15 protein-coding genes are annotated in these 16,489 nt (G+C 67.7%); 6 read left to right on the forward strand and 9 right to left on the reverse strand.

The window, feature by feature from the left end; all coding sequences use genetic code 11:
* Positions 1-2: 2 nt before the first annotated feature.
* From A3ES_RS0109330 to ald, 5 genes are all read right to left on the reverse strand, one after another.
* The gene (locus A3ES_RS0109330; protein WP_040454274.1) at positions 3-383 is read right to left on the reverse strand and encodes a hypothetical protein; all 381 of its coding nucleotides are present in this window, start codon (positions 381-383) and stop codon (positions 3-5) included.
* A complete protein-coding gene (locus A3ES_RS0109335) occupies positions 368-1,243 on the reverse strand; it encodes a ParA family protein (RefSeq protein WP_051084672.1) in 876 nt (291 codons plus the stop codon). The genes A3ES_RS0109330 and A3ES_RS0109335 overlap by 16 nt, the downstream gene beginning before the upstream one ends.
* Positions 1,244-1,695: 452 nt before the next feature.
* Positions 1,696-2,418: an alpha/beta fold hydrolase gene (locus A3ES_RS0109340; RefSeq protein WP_020386535.1), complete on the reverse strand. Its 723-nt coding sequence runs from the start codon at positions 2,416-2,418 to the stop codon at positions 1,696-1,698.
* 14 nt (positions 2,419-2,432) lie between these two features.
* Positions 2,433-3,374, reverse strand: coding sequence for a site-specific tyrosine recombinase XerD (gene xerD / locus A3ES_RS0109345; RefSeq protein WP_026162709.1), 942 nt, complete (start codon positions 3,372-3,374; stop codon positions 2,433-2,435).
* Positions 3,371-4,486, reverse strand: coding sequence for an alanine dehydrogenase (gene ald, locus A3ES_RS0109350; protein ID WP_020386537.1), 1,116 nt, complete (start codon positions 4,484-4,486; stop codon positions 3,371-3,373). Before ald ends, xerD begins: the two co-directional genes overlap by 4 nt.
* Positions 4,487-4,893: 407 nt before the next feature.
* Between ald and A3ES_RS0109355 the strand changes: the two genes are divergently transcribed.
* On the forward strand, positions 4,894-5,634 hold the full coding sequence (locus A3ES_RS0109355) for a phosphotransferase (RefSeq protein WP_020386538.1): 741 nt from the start codon (positions 4,894-4,896) through the stop codon (positions 5,632-5,634).
* 377 nt (positions 5,635-6,011) lie between these two features.
* Positions 6,012-6,842 (forward strand): LLM class F420-dependent oxidoreductase, encoded by an 831-nt coding sequence (locus A3ES_RS0109360; RefSeq protein ID WP_020386539.1) that lies wholly within the window; start codon positions 6,012-6,014, stop codon positions 6,840-6,842.
* Positions 6,843-6,852: 10 nt separating this feature from the next.
* On the opposite strand, the gene A3ES_RS0109365 is transcribed toward A3ES_RS0109360, so the two are convergent.
* Together A3ES_RS0109365 and A3ES_RS46720 are read right to left on the reverse strand one after the other, a co-directional pair.
* A complete protein-coding gene (locus A3ES_RS0109365) occupies positions 6,853-7,290 on the reverse strand; it encodes a cupin domain-containing protein (RefSeq protein WP_020386540.1) in 438 nt (145 codons plus the stop codon).
* 654 nt (positions 7,291-7,944) lie between these two features.
* Positions 7,945-8,952, reverse strand: coding sequence for an alpha/beta hydrolase (locus A3ES_RS46720; protein ID WP_020386542.1), 1,008 nt, complete (start codon positions 8,950-8,952; stop codon positions 7,945-7,947).
* Positions 8,953-9,033: 81 nt separating this feature from the next.
* On the opposite strand from A3ES_RS46720, the gene A3ES_RS0109380 reads away from it, so the two are divergent.
* The gene (locus A3ES_RS0109380; RefSeq protein ID WP_020386543.1) at positions 9,034-9,432 is read left to right on the forward strand and encodes a VOC family protein; all 399 of its coding nucleotides are present in this window, start codon (positions 9,034-9,036) and stop codon (positions 9,430-9,432) included.
* Between the two features lie 10 nt (positions 9,433-9,442).
* Here A3ES_RS0109380 and A3ES_RS0109385 read toward each other — a convergent pair whose 3' ends face one another.
* Positions 9,443-9,934: a hypothetical protein gene (locus A3ES_RS0109385; RefSeq protein ID WP_020386544.1), complete on the reverse strand. Its 492-nt coding sequence runs from the start codon at positions 9,932-9,934 to the stop codon at positions 9,443-9,445.
* A 251-nt stretch (positions 9,935-10,185) separates the two neighbouring features.
* On the opposite strand from A3ES_RS0109385, the gene A3ES_RS0109390 reads away from it, so the two are divergent.
* Complete coding sequence (locus A3ES_RS0109390; protein WP_237744895.1) at positions 10,186-13,563, forward strand: GH92 family glycosyl hydrolase; 3,378 nt, start codon at positions 10,186-10,188, stop codon at positions 13,561-13,563.
* Between the two features lie 27 nt (positions 13,564-13,590).
* On the forward strand, positions 13,591-14,331 hold the full coding sequence (locus tag A3ES_RS0109395) for a peptidylprolyl isomerase (RefSeq protein ID WP_020386546.1): 741 nt from the start codon (positions 13,591-13,593) through the stop codon (positions 14,329-14,331).
* A gap of 46 nt (positions 14,332-14,377) precedes the next feature.
* Here the strand turns inward: A3ES_RS0109395 and A3ES_RS0109400 are convergent, their stop codons facing one another.
* Positions 14,378-15,403 carry a saccharopine dehydrogenase family protein gene (locus A3ES_RS0109400; RefSeq protein ID WP_026162710.1) on the reverse strand — a complete coding sequence of 342 codons (1,026 nt, stop codon included), beginning with the start codon at positions 15,401-15,403 and terminating at the stop codon, positions 14,378-14,380.
* Positions 15,404-15,474: 71 nt separating this feature from the next.
* Here A3ES_RS0109400 and A3ES_RS0109405 point away from each other — a divergent pair, with 71 nt between their 5' ends.
* Positions 15,475-16,425, forward strand: a complete 951-nt coding sequence (locus A3ES_RS0109405; protein WP_020386548.1) for a helix-turn-helix domain-containing protein — start codon at positions 15,475-15,477, stop codon at positions 16,423-16,425.
* The last annotated feature ends 64 nt before the right edge of the window (positions 16,426-16,489 follow it).

Consider the following 16,489-nt stretch of genomic DNA (forward strand, 5'->3'; position numbering starts at 1 on the left):
GCTCACTCCGAGGCCCGGAGGCGCTGCACCAGTACGGAGTCCGGTCCGTGGTCGACGAAGTCGGCCAGCAGGACGTCGATCGCCTCCCGGACGATCCGGCCGCGATCGGCCATCAGGCCGTGCTCGGCGCGCAGAGCGAGCCGAGTCTGTTCGAGTCCGAGCAGCTCTTCCTCCGTCACGTACACGGTGATCTTCGTGTCGTGCCGGATCCGTCCACTGGACTTGCGGTCCTCGACCACGGCCGTACGGGCCCGTGCGGCCGAACCGGGGCGGTCGTCGATCGACGATCCGTCAGTGGTGGTGCGCTTCTCGGGTCTGGTCTGCTTCGGTGCCGCACCCCCGAACAGCTCGCTGGCACCTGGCAGGCTCACCCGGCGGGACAACGCGCGAGCACCTCCTTGGCAAGGTCGCGGTACTGGGTAGCCGCAGATGAGGACGGCGCGTACGTCGTGATCGGTTCGCCGACGACCGTGGTCTCGGGGAACTTGACGGTACGCCGGATGACGGTGTGGAAGACCCGCTCGTCGAAGGCCTGGACGACCCGGTCGAGTACCTCCCGGGCGTGCGTGGTGCGCCCGTCGAACATGGTGCCGAGGATGCCGACGATCTCCAGCTTCGGGTTCAGCCGGTCCTGCACCTTGCCGATCGTGTCGGTCAGCATGGCCAGCCCGCGGAGCGCGAAGAACTCGCACTCCAGCGGTACGACGATGCCGTTCGACGCGGTCAGCGCGTTCACGGTGAGCAGGCCCAGCGACGGCGCGCAGTCGATCAGGATCACGTCGTACAGCGGGATGATCGGTTCCAGTACGCGAGACAGCGTGTACTCGCGGGCGACCTCCTGGACCAGCTGCACCTCGGCCGCGGACAGGTCGATGTTGGCCGGCAGCAGGTCGAGGTTCTCCACCCTGGTCGGCCTGATCACCTCGTCCGGGGTGATGTCGCGCTGCATCAGCAGGTTGTAGACGGAGATCTCCAGGTCGTGCGGCTGCACGCCGAGACCGATCGAGGCCGAACCCTGCGGGTCGAAGTCGATCAGTAGCACCTTGCGCCCGGTCTCGGCGATCGCGGCGCCCAGGTTGATGGTCGTCGTGGTCTTGCCGACGCCACCCTTCTGGTTGCACATCGCGATCACCTGCGCGGGACCGCGCCTGGTCGGCGGCAGTACGTCCGGCAGGTCAGGCAGTGGCCGTCCGGTCGGCCCGATCTTGCCCTTCGCCCCGTTCGGCTCATTCACAGGGTGCATGTCCTCCGCGGTGAGCTTGGCCGTCGGCCGGGGCATCTCCGCATAGTTACTGGGTGGGGTGACGGTCCGGGGCGGAACCGGGGTCGCCGCTGGTGTCACGGCTTGAGTAGGTGCTGGTGCTGCTGTCGGTTCAGGTGTGACGGCCGGCGGCTGTGCTGGTGTCACGGAGGGCGTGGCGGGCGCCGGGTCAGGAGTCGGCGACATCGGTTCCGTCGACGACGACAGGTGCTGGGTGCCCGGGAATGTCGACTCGTTCATGACTCGTCAAACCTTTCAACCGATACGGGCGATCCCAGCGACTGTAAGCGTGCATTCAAGCACTCTCAACCAGCCACTCCGCACAGGGGTCGCTCGGCCTTCCGGACACGCCCGATCACCTCGCCAGAGTGACCGACCGTGACGAAATGATCGCACACTGCTCCCGTACTGCGTCCGCCGGGTCCTCCTCGCGGTCAGTGCCCGTCGAGCCAGTCGAGCACAACGCCGGTAAGCACCGAGGGCGCGGCCAGGTGAACGTCATGCCCGACGTTCTCCAGTTCCAGGAACCGGCTCCGCGGGATCGCCTCGGCCAGCTCCTGAACCGCAGCGGCCGGGCAGTACGGATCATCCGAGCCGACAACCAGCAGTACGGGACAAGTGATCGCAGCGGCCCGCGACAAGCTGATGTCGCCACCAGCGGCGACTAGGTCTCGCAGAGCACCACCCCAGCCAGCCGCCATCGCTCGCGCCCGCTCCGGGCCGTACGCCTCGGCCAAATACGCCGCCAATGGCAAGAGCTGCTCACTTGGCTCGTCCAGCAAACGCTCCAGCGGTCCGAACCCCTCTGCCGGCTCCACAATCTGCCCGGCGGCTCCCCACGCCACTACCGACAGCGCACGGCCAGGGGCGAGAGCAGCCATCAGCAGCGCGACCTCGCCGCCGTCGCTGAAGCCGACCAGATGAGCAGCGCCGATCCCAAGCCGATCAAGCAGTCCGAGGAACGCAGCGGCGTCCTCGTTGTAGAAGTCGGCCGTGTACGTCCGCGGCTCCGACCGCCCACAGCCAGGCAAGTCGGCAGCCACAACCCGAAACCCCTCGCCCAGCGCCTGACGAAGACGGTCGAGGTCCGTGATGCTGCCACCCCACCCGTGCAGCAGCAGAACGGCCTCACCTTGCCCGCGATCCTCGAAGTACATCCAGTTCCGTTCAGTCAGGAGGAAGACAGCGCTCGGGGGTGGGAGGTCGCGTAGACCTCGCGGAGCTTGTCGACTGTCACCAGTGTGTAGACCTGGGTGGTGGTGACTGAGGCGTGGCCGAGGAGCTCCTGCACTACGCGGACGTCGGCGCCACCGTCCAGTAGGTGCGTGGCGAACGAGTGGCGCAAGGTGTGTGGCGAGATGTCCTTGGCGATACCCGCCCGCTCCGCTGCGCGACGTAGTACGGTCCAGGCGCTCTGTCGGGAGAGGCGGCCGCCGCGGGCGTTGAGGAACAGTGCAGGAGTCCCTCGGCCGCGCTGTACGAGGTCCGGCCGGCCACGGACCTGGTACGCCGACAGCGCGTCGCGGGCGTAGGAGCCGACCGGTACAACGCGTTCCTTGCTGCCCTTGCCGCGTAGGAGAACCGTGCCGGTCTCCAAGTCGACCTCATCCACGTCCAGCCCGACAGCCTCCGAGATGCGCGCACCCGTCCCGTAGAGGAACTCCAGCAGCGCAGCATCCCGAGTCGCCAGTACTGCGGGCTCCGCCTCCGCCCCTGCTGCGGCAGCGAGGATCCGTGTCACCTCATCCACCGACAGAGCCTTCGGCAACCGCTGCGGCGGAGCAGGTGGCTTCACTGCAGCCGCTGGGTCGACAGAGGTCAGCCCTTCGCGCAGGAGGAACTTGTGGAACCCACGGACCGCCACCACAGTCCGCCCAGCACTAGAGGCGGTCAGCGGCTGGTGGTCGGCGTCCCCCTCACGCAAGCGCATCAGGAAGTCGCCGACAACCGCCTCCGAGATCCTGGCGAGGTTGTCGATGCCAGCGCTCGCCAGGTAGGCGTCGTACCGGCGCAGGTCGCGACGGTACGACGCCAAGGTGTTGGCGGCCAGCCCGCGCTCGACCGTCAGGTGGTCGAGGTAGGAGCTGACCGCCCGCGTGATGTCGCGGCTCAGACCAGCACCTCGTCGAGCTTCAGCTGGGCCAGGTCGTGCGCGTCCGCAACCGGCCCGTAGGTGACGTGCCCGTCGTGGGTGTTGAGGCCGAGCGCGAGAGGGTGGTCCTGCTTCATCGCCTCCCGCCAGCCCAGGTTCGCCAGCTCGACGGCGTACGGCAGGGTCACGTTGGTGAGCGCGTACGTCGAGGTGTTCGGTACGGCGCCCGGCATGTTCGCGACGCAGTAGAACAGTGAGTTGTGCACCCGGTAGACCGGGTCGGCGTGGGTGGTCGGCCGCGAGTCCTCGAAGCAGCCGCCCTGGTCGATCGCGATGTCGACGAGCACGCTGCCCGGCCTCATCCGCGACACCAGTTCGTTGCTGATCAGCTTCGGCGCCTTCGCCCCGGTGACCAGCACCGCGCCGATCACCAGATCGGCCTCGAGCACCGCACGCTCGATCTCGAAGGCGTTCGACGCGACCGTACGCAGGTGTCCCTGGTAGGTCCGGTCGGCATCCCGCAGCCGGGCGATGTTGCTGTCGAACAACTGCACCTCGGCCTGCATGCCGAGCGCGATCGCCGCCGCGTTCATCCCGGCGACGCCGGCGCCGATCACGACCACCCGGGCCGAGTGCACACCGGAGACGCCGCCCATCAGCACGCCGCGGCCGCCGCCGTTGGCCATCAGGTGGTAGGAGCCGGCCTGCGGCGCCAGCCGGCCCGCGACCTCACTCATCGGGGCCAGCAGCGGCAGCGAACCGTCCGGCAGCTGAACCGTCTCGTAGGCGATGGCGGTGATACCGGAGTCGAGCAGCGCCGCCGTACAGTCGCGGCTCGCGGCCAGGTGCAGGTAGGTGAACAGCACCTGGTCTCTGCGCATCCGGTGGTACTCCTCCTCCACCGGCTCCTTGACCTTCAGCACCAGCTCGGCCTCGGCCCAAACCTCGTCGGCGGTGGGGAGAATGCGGGCGCCCGCCGCGACGAACTCTTCATCGGGGAGCAGCGAACCGGCACCGGCCCCTTGCTCGATCAGAACCTCGTGACCATTACGCACCAATTCGTGCACACCGGCCGGGGTGATCGCTACCCGGTACTCGTGGTTCTTGACTTCCTTCGGAACTCCGACCTTCACAACTTGCCCTTCTTCCGTATCCAGGTGACGACTCGGGGTATCGCTTTCCGGGTCGCCGGCGGCTCACGTCGTTGTGGTCCGCGGCCCGGGCGTTTCGAGGGGTTGGGAACGCCAGGTCGCTGCCGAGTGTAAGCCCGCCGGGTTCATACCAGCCGACGGGTTGGTCTTGTCCTCCCCCGACGCGCGGGGCGGCTGCCCTGCGGTCCGGTTACACTGTCTGTCAGACGCCGTGGCGCCCCGTGAGGTTGGCTCCGCGCAGGCAGGCCCGGCGCGCTCGGCGCATTCTTGACGCAATCTTTTCACCACTCTTCACGCAATCTTTTCTTTCGCCCGTTCGGGCACCGAATCCCGCCCACCTGCAGGTCCTCACAAACCCGTGGAACTTTTCGTCGTAGAAAGGTTGACCGATGAACGAGATTGCTTTGCCGGGTGGCAATGTCGGTGGTGCGGTCCGGGTCGGCGACACCGTCCGGCGGGCGACCGGGCCCTGGACGCCGGCGGTGCACGCAGTCCTAGCCCACCTCGCCGACGCGGGCCTGCCCGGCGTACCGCGAGTGCACGGTTTCGACGAGCAGGGTCGTGAGGTTCTCGACTACCTTTCCGGTGCTGCGTACGGCCCTCAGGTACCCGATGAGGTGCTCATTGACGCGATGCGCTGGTTGCGCAGTTTTCACCAGGTCGTCGCCGAGTACCGTCCCGCCGGTCACCTGGTCTGGCGGGCCAGCCAGGGGGTGCTCGCACCGGACGAGATCATCTGCATGCACGACTTCGGCTACTACAACTGGATCGGCACCGACGACGGCTTCAGCGGCGTGATCGACTGGGACATGGCCGGCCCGGGGACGCCCCTGGACGACATCGCGTTCGCCGCTTGGAACACCGCGCCACTCGCGCTGCCCGGCGACCCGCAGTACCAGGCCCGGCGGGTGAGGTTGATGGCCGACGCGTACGGCGGCGGGGTGACGCCACTGCAGATCCTCGAAGGCGCTCCGCTGCTGGCACTCCGGTCGGCCCGTGTGATCAAGGCCGGTCAGGACGCGGGCGATCCCGGCATGCTCAACCTCCTCAAGGTCGGCGAACCGCAGAACAGCCTGACCCGCTCCGCCGATCTGCGACGCCGCATCCCGGAGATCGCGATCCATTTCTAGTGCTACCGCCGGAGTTCATGATGTTGGGCGGCAGGCCCGGACCTCCGCCACTCACAAACCTCCCTCTTTCACCGGGGCGCACGCCTGTGCACGCCTGGCCGGGTGCGATCAGGTGAGGTTTGTGAGTGGCGGCGGTCCGCCCAACGCGATGACCGCACGCTGAACATCACGGACGCCGGCTGTCGTACCAGGCCGCGTGAATTTGCGCACTCCAGCCGCCGATCGACTGCTTGCCCGCGCAGAGAACATTGAGTGCTGGCCCGGCGTCGGGGATGCTTGCACCTGTCATCGTTGCCAGGTGCGGCGGTTCAGGCTGGAATGATGGTGACTCCGCCCGCTGTTGCCGTAGTTGGAGTATTCGACGAGAGGAGCACGACGTGGCGGTCGAACTGGGACGGTTCGGGGTCTGGCATCAGGCCGACAAATGGGGACCCGAGCTGGCCGCGGGGGTCGAGCAGGCGGGCTACGGCACGCTCTGGCTGGGCAGCTCCCCCGGCGAAGAACTGCGCGACGTCGAGGTGCTGCTCGCCTCGACCAGTACCGCGGTGGTCGGCACCAGCATCGTCAACATGTGGAAGGCCGACGCGCAGGTGGTCGCGGAGTCCTACCACCGGCTCGAGTTCGAGCATTCGGGGCGGTTCATGCTCGGCGTCGGAGTCGGCCACCGGGAGCAGTCAGGCGACTACAAGACGCCGTACGAGACAATCGTCGAGTATCTGGACGCCCTGGACGACGGCAAGGTCCCAGCGGATCGCCGGATGCTGGCGGCGCTCGGCCCGCGAGTACTGAAGCTGTCGGCGAAGCGGACGGCGGGCGCGTTGCCGTACCTGACCACTCCCGAGCACACCCGGCAGGCGCGCGAGACGCTCGGCGCCGGCGTACTGCTCGTGCCGGAGCAGAAGGTGGTGCTCGAGACCGATCCCGAGATCGCACGGGCGGTCGGGCGCGACTACATCGCGGTATACCTGGGGCTCAGCAACTACACGAGCAACCTGAAGCGCATCGGGTTCAGCGACGAGGACCTGGCGAACGGTGGCAGTGACGAGCTGGTCGACGCGCTGGTGCTGCACGGGTCGGCGGTCGAGATCGCCGAGGGGTTGAATGCCCACCTGGAAGCCGGCGCCGACCAGGTCGTCGTACAGCAGCTCGGCAAGGAGGGACCTGACCTCCTGCCCGGCTACGAGGCGCTTGCCACGGTGTTGATCTAGCGCGGTCGATCTAGCGCAGGGTGAAGTCCGCGAAGTCGAAACCGGGCGAGACGATGCAGGAGACCAGCACCGGCTGATCTCCCGCTGGACGCGCAGCCTGCCAAGCACCCGCCGGTACTACGGCCTGCGGGTGCTGGCCTGCTTTCACATCCGGCCCGAGCGTGATGGGTTCGGGCTCGGCCGGGTCGTCGCCGGTGCCGCCGAGGTCGAGCGTCAACGGCCCACCCGAGTGCCACAGCCAGATCTCGGCCGACCGCACCCGATGCCAGCGCGACTCCTCCCCCGGCGCAAGCAGGAAGTAGATCGCCGTCGCGCTGGCCCGCTCCCCGTCGTACCCGTCAGGCTGGAAGAACACCTCCGACCGCCAGGTCTCCCGGTACCAACCACCCTCCGGATGCCGCTCCAACCCCAACACTTCAGCCAGCTCCGGCACTCCGTCGATCGCCATGCCCTGAACCGTAGCCTTCGCGACATGACCGACGCCGACCGCCCGACTACCACCACAGACTCCCGTACGGCGAACGCATGCCGGCCGATCCCCTGCTGGGTGGACCGTTCTTCCCCTTCGAGGGCGAGCTACAAGTGGTCCCGCTGGCCGAGCCAGTGCTCCCCGAGCCGGTGCTCCCCGAGCCTCCGCGCGGAGGTGAGCCCGGCGGCGAGCAGGTCGAGGTCCAGTACGGCCCGCGCACCGACCCGGCGACCCCTGCCCGACCTGGACCGCCCAAGAGAGCGCCTCGCGACCCGGCCATCGGGCAGCTGACCGCATCCGATCCCAGCCTGACCCGATGCCACCTGCTGCGCGAACAATCGGTGGGCTTAGCCCCGTCTGCGGGGCTTCGCCCCCTGGTAGACCAGTGGGCGAAGCCCTCACCGAGTAGCGAACCCCTCAGCGACGCGGGCAACCCCACACAGCCCGCGCCGCCGCGCGTCCCCTGCGAGCCGAGCCGCGCCGGCTGCGGCGATCTCGGACACCCTGCCGTCGCCGCGGACAAGAACTACTCGGCCCACGGTCCCCACGTGGATCGGTGCCCTGTGGATAACGGAAGCCTGCCGAGGACGCCAGCGGATACGCTCAGTTAGGAACGACAGGAGGGCGGCGGGCTCAGCGGCGGATGTGGCTATTGGTCCAGTGGGCTAGGTGGGGGTAGAAGGTTGGCGCGGTTTGGTGGAGGTTGAGGACGTGGCCGGTGTTGGGGACGGCTAGGGCCTGCAGGTCGGCCGTCGGGGCGTAGTACGGGCGTTCGCCGGCTAGTAGGGCGGTTGAGCTGGAGCAGTCGGAGGCGCCTGGGCCGCAGATCAGGCGGTCGTGTTGGCCGACTACGACCAGGACCGGGACCTTGATCTTGCGGTTGAGGAGCACCGAGCCGAACTCGGGATCGCTGGGGAAGACATCGGGCTCGGGGTTCGCCTCATCGCGAGCCACGACGTGACTAGCCGCTGTCGGCCCCCAGTAGAACCAGCTACGCCGTACGCCGGGCCGCAGTACGCCGTAGCCGTCGTCGAGGTTGCGACTGGCCAGCAACGGATGCTGGCCGGCCGTGATGTAGTCGGCGCCGAGCTGCTCGAAAGCCGCCCAGTTGGGCGTGCTCGACTCGCCGGTGAGGATCAGGCCGTCCACGTCGGCCGGGTAGTGCACGGCGATCATCCGGGCGATCGTCGAGCCGAGCGAGTTGCCGACCAGCACGATCCGCTGGTGACCCAGCGCCCGCAGGCCCTGGTGAATCGTGTACGTCTGGCTGTCGGGCGCGAAGGCGCTGCTCGGCGGCGCCGAACTCTTCCCGGTCCCGATGCGATCGAGCGCGAAGGTCGCATAGCCGGCGCGATTCATCGCCTCGACGTATGACGGACCGCGCGGGTCGCCTCGCCAGCTCCAGTAGTTCCGGTCGTAGCCGCCACCGGGGATCAGCACCTGCAGCACGCCGCGATCCCGCCCGAGCGGCCGGCACAACGTGCCCGCGATCTTCGCGTCTCGCGGCTTGCCCGCACTCATCGCCACCGGAATCTCGACCGTCTTGCACCGCGGTCCAGAAGCCACAGCCGTCCCGGGCACCAATCCCAGCACCAGCCCGGCCGCCGTCGCGCCTGCTACCAACCACTTTTTGTCTAGCATCCAGCCCCTCTCGAGAATCAAACTGGGTACAGTGTACCCGGTTTTATCGCCGACCAACCACTCCACCGTTACAGTCGACGAATGATCAACGGAGCGCACGTCATCATCTACAGCCAGGACGCCGAGGCCGACCGCGCTTTCCTGCGCGACGTGCTCGGCTATCCGCACGTCGACGCCGGGCACGGCTGGCTGATCTTCAAGCTCCCGCCGGCCGAGGTCGCCGTCCACCCGGCCCCGGCCCCAACGCCGGTCGGCGACCGCGAGTCGAACCCGCAGCCGCCGGCTGAGCGCGCGCAGCACGAACTGTTCCTGATGTGCGACGACCTCGCGCAGACCGTCGCCGACCTGGAGTCACGCGGCGTCGAGTTCCCCGACCCACCGCAAGAGCAGGGCTGGGGCATCCTCACCACGATCCGCCTGCCCGGCGGCGGCAACCTCGGCCTCTACCAGCCCCACCACGAGCCGGCCTACGACCTCTGAGCGGTGCGGGCTACTTGATGGCCGTGGCACCGGCGGCAACGATGATGCCGTTCGTGTTGTAGACGTATGCGTCTGCGCGATAGTAGTAATCGGCCAACAGTCGCCTGGGTCCCGACGCACAGGTCCTCCGGGCACTGGTGATGTAGCCCGTACCGCCACCGGCCACGTCTCCACATCTCGCCGGCCCAGGCTCCTCAGTGTTCCCCAGTTTGTCCTTGAACATCCGCAGGAAGCCATCCGCCTTCTCCCCGGTGCCAACCGTGTAGTAGAGGGTGACTGCGGTCCAGTAATGGGTGTCGAAGTTCTCCGTCCGATAGCAGAGTTGCACCGAGCCCACCTCGGTGCCGTTGGTCCGATTTCTGATGTAGTTGGCGGACACCACGTGGTCCAGGCCGTAGCCCGAGCAGTTGGGGTCCGCGGCGGCGCCGGCGAGACCTGGCGCGAGGCCGATGGAAGTTGCAGCAAGCAGAAGGACGGAAGCAAGAGCCGGGAGCGGTTTCACGGCGGGTCCCTTCGGGTGGTCATCGGAGCTGATCTGGGTCAGGCGTGGCCAGCGGGATGAATCCTCTCCACTTCCGGTCGGCAGCGGAAGCGATCTTGCACGTTCCTGCAATCAGCGGATGGGTAGCGCTCCGGGGTCGAAGAGTTGCGGAACGTGCGCGATCTCTTGACGGTGCTCGGCGGGGTCGGCTATTTATTGCTGACAACGATGTCACGCCGCCCGTGATCTTCGACGTCGAAGGTGGGAACCCCTTGAAGAAGTCCGCCCTGCGCCGCCGCGCGGCCGTAGTACTGGCTGGGTCTTTGATCGTAGCCGTGTCGCTGACAACCTCAGCACTCGCCGGGCCCAGTCCGGCGCCACCGAGTCTTAGTGGGAAGGCCCAGCCGACTACGGCGACACCCGGTCTGCGCGCCACTGAAGCGATCGGGACGTCGCGGATCACCACTAGTTCGCCGGACCCGACAGAGCACGTCGACCCGCTCATCGGGACGTCCAACCTGGGCAACGTCTTCCCCGGCGCGGTGACACCCTTCGGGATGTTCTCCTTCAGCCCGGAGACGAGCAGAGGCAACGCCTACCGCACAGCAGCGCCTGGCGGCTACCTGTACTCCGCTACGAGGATCCGCGGCTTCAGCCTGACCCACATGTCGGGCACTGGCTGTGCCGGCGGCTCCGGCGACATCCCCATCTTCCCGTACGCCGGTGAGGTCACCACCTCTCCACAGGCAGATGCCAAGGACGCCACCTACGCCAGTACCTTCTCCCACGCCAACGAGATCGCCAGGCCGGGCTACTACAAGGTGGGACTCGACTCTGGCGTGACTACCGAGCTCGCGGCCACTCCGAGGACCGGCTCGGCTCGATTCGCCTTCCCGGCGGACAAGCCGGCCTCCCTGCTCTTCCGCACCTCCAACTCCGAGGTGGGCAGCAGCGACGCCCAGGTGGCCATCGACCCGGTCACGCGGACCATCAGCGGCTCCGTGACCAGCGGCAACTTCTGCGGCTACCTGGCCTCCGTCGGCCAGCGCAGCTACTACACGCTGCACTTCGTAGCCGAGTTCGACCAGCCGTTCGCGCGTACGGGGACGTGGAAGGACACCACCGTCACCCCTGGCAGCACCAGCACCCAGGGCGGTACGACGTACGGCACTGACGGCTGGATGCCGCCCAACAAGGGATCCGGCGGGTACGTCGGCTTCGACGCCAAGAACGTCACCATGCGCATCGGCATCTCCTACGTGAGCAAGGAGAACGCCCAGGCCAACCTGAATGCCGAGAACCCGCGCGGCACGTCACTGGAGAACACGGCGGCCGCTGCCAAGCAGGCCTGGCGCAAGCAGCTCGACAGGATCGAGGTCACCGGCGGGTCGCCGGAGTCGCGCACCACCTTCTACACAGCCCTGTACCACGCGTTGCTGCACCCGAATGTCTTCAGCGACGTCAACGGCGAGTACTGGGGCTTCGACCAGAAGCGACACCGCGTGCGGGGGACGCAGGAGGCGCAGCACGCGACCTTCTCCGGCTGGGACGTGTACCGGTCGCAGGTACAGCTACTGGCGTTACTGGAGCCTCGCAAGGCCGGGGACATCGCGCAGTCGTTGCTCAACCACGCTGACCAGAACGGCGGCATCTGGGACCGCTGGACCCACGCCTCCGGCAGTACTGCGGTCATGACCGGCGATCCGTCCGCACCGGCGCTTGCTGGGATCTACGCGTTCGGCGGCACCAACTTCGATGCCCGCGACGCCTTGAAGTCACTGGTGAAGGCGGCGACGGTACCGACGGCCAAGGACCTCAGCTCCGCGGGCAAGCCTGTCATGTCGATCGGCCAGCGCCCGTCCCTCGACAAGTACCTGGCACTGCACTACATCCCGACCAAGTCGAATGCCTGGGGTGGAGCCGTCGAGACACTCGAGGACACCACTGCGGACTTCGCCATCGCCCAGCTGGCGTTGAAGACCAACGACAAGAAGACGTACGACAAGTTCCTCAAGCGGTCGCAGTACTGGCAGAACGTGTTCAACCCGGAGAACGGCGGCTACATCCAGAACCGTGACGAGAACGGCGCCTGGCCGGGGTTCGAGCCGTCGACGGGTGACGGGTTCGCGGAGGGCAGCAGCGCGCAGTACACGTGGATGATCCCGCACAACCGCGCCGGGCTCTTCGACGCGATGGGCGGGGTCGCCAAGGCGAGCAGCAGGCTGGACGGGTTCTTCAAGGACCAGGACGGCAACTGGGCGCTGACCGGAGCGGGCGCCCTGCACGCCGAGATGGACAACGAGCCGTCCATCAATACGCCCTGGATCTACAACTACACAGGTCAGCCCTACAAGGCGCAGGAAACGTTGCGCCAGGCAACGACTCAGCTGTGGAACACCACCACCGGCGGCATCCCCGGCAACGACGACCTGGGCGCCATGTCGTCCTGGTACGTCTGGACAGCTCTCGGCCTCTACCCCGAGGTGCCGAGCCGGGCGGACCTCCAAGTGGCCGCACCGCTGTTCCCGCGCGCTGTCATCCACCGCGACCGCGGCCGCACGATCCAGATCAATGCGCCCGCCGCGCCGGCGCAGTACATCCAGAGCTTGAAGGTGGACGGCCGTACGTCGACCAAGCCGTGGCTGCCCGAGTCCTTCGTCAAGCACGGCGGCACTCTCGACTACGAGCTCGGCACTGCAGCCAACACTGCCTGGGGAGCCGCCCCTGCCGATGCACCGCCGTCGTGGCGGACAGGTGAGCTGCCGTTCCAGACCTCTACCGACACCAGTCGGGTAGTAGTCGCTCCTGGCACCACTAGCTCCCCTGTCGCCATCAAGGCCCACAGGCTCAGCGGGAACGCGACCACCGTCCAGTACTCCGTGACAACGCCAGCTGGCCTCACCGCGTCACCAACAAGTGGCACATTCACCGTGGACCCAGCCAGTGGAGTAGGCATTGCACCAGTGACCATCACAGCAGCCCCTGGTACTCCGGACGGCCGCTACTCGGTCACTGTGGCGCTACAAGCCGCGGACGGCACAGCCTTGCCCCGGCTGGGTTTCACCGTCGTTGTGGGCGAGCCGAACTCCTTCTCCGTACTCCGCGAAGGTGTAGCGGCATCGGATGACACCGGCGATCACAACGAAGCCGACTACGACGGTGGTGGCGTCAGCTACTCCCGACAGGCTCTGGCTGCAGCGGGACTCACCCCAGGCGGCACTGTCACCAAGGAGGGCCTGACGTTCACGTGGCCCGCAGTACCGGCTGGTGATCCCGACAACGTGCCGACAGACGGCCAACTGCTCAACCTTGGTCTTCCCGCCGGTGCGACGAAGCTGTCCTTCGTCGGCAGTGCCGTCAACGGCAACCAGGAGTCCAAGGCGACGCTGAACTACCCCGACGGCTCCACCCAGCTCGTGGACCTCTCCTTCAGCGACTGGACTCTCGGGGGCGGCGGCGACACCGTCCACTTCGGCAACCTGGTCGTCGCCAGTACGCCGTACCGGAACGAAGCAGGCGGCGGCAGGGACAACGTCGCCACCCACATCTTCGCCACCGCGCCGTTCACCTTCCCGACCGGCAAGACACCGGTTAGCGTGACGCTGCCGAAGAACCGCGACCTGCGGATCTTCACGCTGGCCACCGGCTGATCCCGAACGCCCTGAGGAGAACCATCTATGAAAGCCAGAAGCGTCATCGCCTGCGCGGCGCTGACCGTCACAGGTCTGCTGTCCACCACCGGTACGGCGCTCGCCCAGCCCGCCGCCGACCCGGCCACCAATACGGTGACGACTAGCGGCCCGTGCGGTTACACCGCGACGCCCGACGACCCGTCGCCCAGGCCGGTGTCGCTGCCGCCGGACCCGACGCCTACTCCGGACAAGGGCGTCGTCAGGGTCGTCCTGGCGACCAACCAGGGCCCGATGCTGCTGTCCCTGGACCGCGCGAAGGCGCCCTGCACGGTGCAGAGCTTCCTGCACCTGGCCAAGAGCCGCTTCTACGACTTCACCACCTGCCACCGGCTGACGCTCTACCCCACCCTCAAGGTGCTCCAGTGCGGCGACCCGAGCGGTACTGGTGAGCGCGGCCCCGGCTACTCGTACAAGGACGAGCTCCCCACCGACCTGCCCAACTGGCCGGGCGACACCACCGGTACCCGCAAGGTCTACGCCCGCGGCATCCTGGCGATGGCGAACGCCGGCCCGAACACCAACGGCAGCCAGTTCTTCCTGGTCTTCGCCGACTCCCGCCTCCGCCCGAACTACACCGTCTTCGGCTCTGTGGACCGCCTAGGCCTCAAGGCCCTCGACAAGATCGCCGCAGCCGGCGTCAAGCCCACCCCCGAAGACCCGGCCCCAGTAGACGGCGCCCCCAACCGCAAGACCGACATCCTCATCGCCCGCTCCCTGGGGCACTAGCTAGTCAGTCCGGATGGCCGCGGGATCCCCCGCGGCCACTTCGGCTTTAGGAAGTGATCGTCAGCGCTGGGGACAAGGAGCGGAGGAAGTCCTCGGCGTCGAAGATCTTGCCGGCTGAGGCGACGCCGGTGGCGTGCGTACGGCCGGTCAGGATTCGGGCGACTGCCTCTACTACCAGGGGTGCGGTGATGGCGTAGATGTCCTGACCGTGGGCTGTGATGCGACGCTCTACGTCTCCGGCGCGGACTACGACGTCCACTGCGAAGGTCTGGTCTGAGCGGCCCTGGTTGTCGACTGCCACCGGCTCAGGGGTGTCCTCGCTGGCCAGGTCCTTGGCGGCTTCGACGGTCATGTAGGTGCGGACCTCGGGTACCGGCAGGTGGCTGGGGACGGTGATGACGTCGGCCATGGTGAACTCCGCGATCACTGCCCGTCGGCCCAGCGGCTCCGGGAAGTCCCAGTCCTGCTGCACCGGCTTGTCGTCGTGGTACTGCAGCTCGCCGTCCCTGAACCGCACCCGGCGGCCGGCGCGACGCTCGTGGGACACGCGGCCCGCAGTACGGGTGCCTGGCGTGGGGTGCCAGCTAGTCAGCCCGTACGCGATGTGCGCCTCGTCAGCGCTGGTCCAGTCGCCCATGGCCGCTGTCACGAGCAGGTCGCCCAGCCCGCCGTAGAAAGCCATCGCCGGTACTACGGCAACGCCCGCCGTCCGAGCGGCCTCTGCGTAGTCGGCGAACATGGTGGCATTCGCCTCGAGCTCCGCCGCGACATCGACGTACGGGATCCCCGCACGCATGGCGGCCTCGACGACAGGCCCGGCCGTTACGGCGAAGGGCCCGGCACCGTTGATGACCGCCGCGGCGCCTTCGAGGGCTCGGTCCAGGGACGCCGGATCGTCGACCGTGGCCGGCCGCACCTCCACGCCGTCCCACTCCTTGGCCAGTACTTCGAGCCGAAAGGCGTCACGCCCGGAGAGGATCGGGACGAAGCCGCGCTCGATCAGTTCCGCGACGATGAAGCGTCCCGTATGCCCGGTCGCTCCGTAGACCACCACTGCTTTCGCTGTTTCCATGCACTTAGTTTCGCCGACAACGAATGCTTTCCGTGAGAGTCCGGAACGACGTCATGCGTACACTTTCGGACATGCACACCGTCGCACTGGCGACTGCCGGTCACCTGTTGCACTTCGAGCTGGCAGTGGCGTACGAGATCTTCAGCACGCCGCCGAACGGAGTCGCCGAGGACGACTGGTACGACGTACTGCTCTGCGGACCCGGACCCACGCAGATCGGCCCTTTCACGCTTGAGCCCAAGCACGGGTTGGAGCGCCTGGTCACCGCCGACACCGTGCTCGTACCGGCCTGCGCAGACGTCGACGTACCGCCGCCGGTGGAGCTCGTCGAAGCCATCCGCGCGGCCCACGACGCGGGTGCCCGGATCGCGTCGCTGTGCACCGGTGCCTTCGCGCTTGGCGCCGCAGGCCTGCTCGACGGGCGACGCGCTACAACGCACTGGGCTCACACGGCGGCGCTCAGTACCCGCCACCCCGAGGCGCTCGTCGACCCGGACGTGCTCTACACGGACAACGGCAGTGTGCTCACCGCGGCAGGGAAGGCGGCGGCCGTCGATCTCTGCATCCACCTGATCCACCTCGACCACGGCGCGACCATCGCCAACACAGTCGCCCGCCGCCTCGTCATGCCACCCCACCGGCCCGGCGGCCAGGCGCAGTTCGTCGCCACACCGCTGCATGTGTCCGGCGATCACCTACTGGCCGGCCTGCTCAGCTGGGCCCAAGAACGCCTAGACCAGCCGCTGACAGTCACCGATCTGGCCAGGCAGGCCAGCATGAGCGCCCGCAACCTCGGCCGCCAGTTCCGCGCAGTGACAGGGCAGACCCCACTCCAGTGGCTGCTAGTCCAGCGCGTACGCCGCGCCCAAGAGCTACTCGAGTCCACCGGCGACAGCATCGAGACAGTAGCCACCGCAACCGGCATGGGCACAGCAACAACCCTCCGCCGCCAGTTCAAGCGAGTAGTAGGCGTCCCACCCGACACCTACCGCCGCTCCTTCCGCACCCCAACACCCGCCTGACCCCAATTACTGTCCCGACCGACAGGACATAGTCGGTCGTTCGGCCGGGCGCCACGCTCAGAGA

The sequence above is a fragment of the Kribbella catacumbae DSM 19601 genome (assembly GCF_000372465.1).
In the GTDB taxonomy this organism is placed as follows: Bacteria; Actinomycetota; Actinomycetes; order Propionibacteriales; family Kribbellaceae; genus Kribbella; species Kribbella catacumbae.

Excerpts from the sequence above, each read along its gene's own strand:
- A3ES_RS0109405 (WP_020386548.1), top strand. The coding sequence starts at position 15,475 with ATGCACACCGTCGCACTGGCGACTGCCGGTCACCTGTTGCACTTCGAG.
- A3ES_RS0109335 (WP_051084672.1), bottom strand. The coding sequence starts at position 1,243 with ATGCACCCTGTGAATGAGCCGAACGGGGCGAAGGGCAAGATCGGGCCG.
- A3ES_RS0109395 (WP_020386546.1), top strand. The coding sequence starts at position 13,591 with ATGAAAGCCAGAAGCGTCATCGCCTGCGCGGCGCTGACCGTCACAGGT.
- A3ES_RS0109355 (WP_020386538.1), top strand. The coding sequence starts at position 4,894 with ATGAACGAGATTGCTTTGCCGGGTGGCAATGTCGGTGGTGCGGTCCGG.
- A3ES_RS0109365 (WP_020386540.1), bottom strand. The coding sequence starts at position 7,290 with ATGGCGATCGACGGAGTGCCGGAGCTGGCTGAAGTGTTGGGGTTGGAG.
- A3ES_RS0109400 (WP_026162710.1), bottom strand. The coding sequence starts at position 15,403 with ATGGAAACAGCGAAAGCAGTGGTGGTCTACGGAGCGACCGGGCATACG.
- A3ES_RS46720 (WP_020386542.1), bottom strand. The coding sequence starts at position 8,952 with ATGCTAGACAAAAAGTGGTTGGTAGCAGGCGCGACGGCGGCCGGGCTG.
- A3ES_RS0109340 (WP_020386535.1), bottom strand. The coding sequence starts at position 2,418 with ATGTACTTCGAGGATCGCGGGCAAGGTGAGGCCGTTCTGCTGCTGCAC.
- A3ES_RS0109380 (WP_020386543.1), top strand. The coding sequence starts at position 9,034 with ATGATCAACGGAGCGCACGTCATCATCTACAGCCAGGACGCCGAGGCC.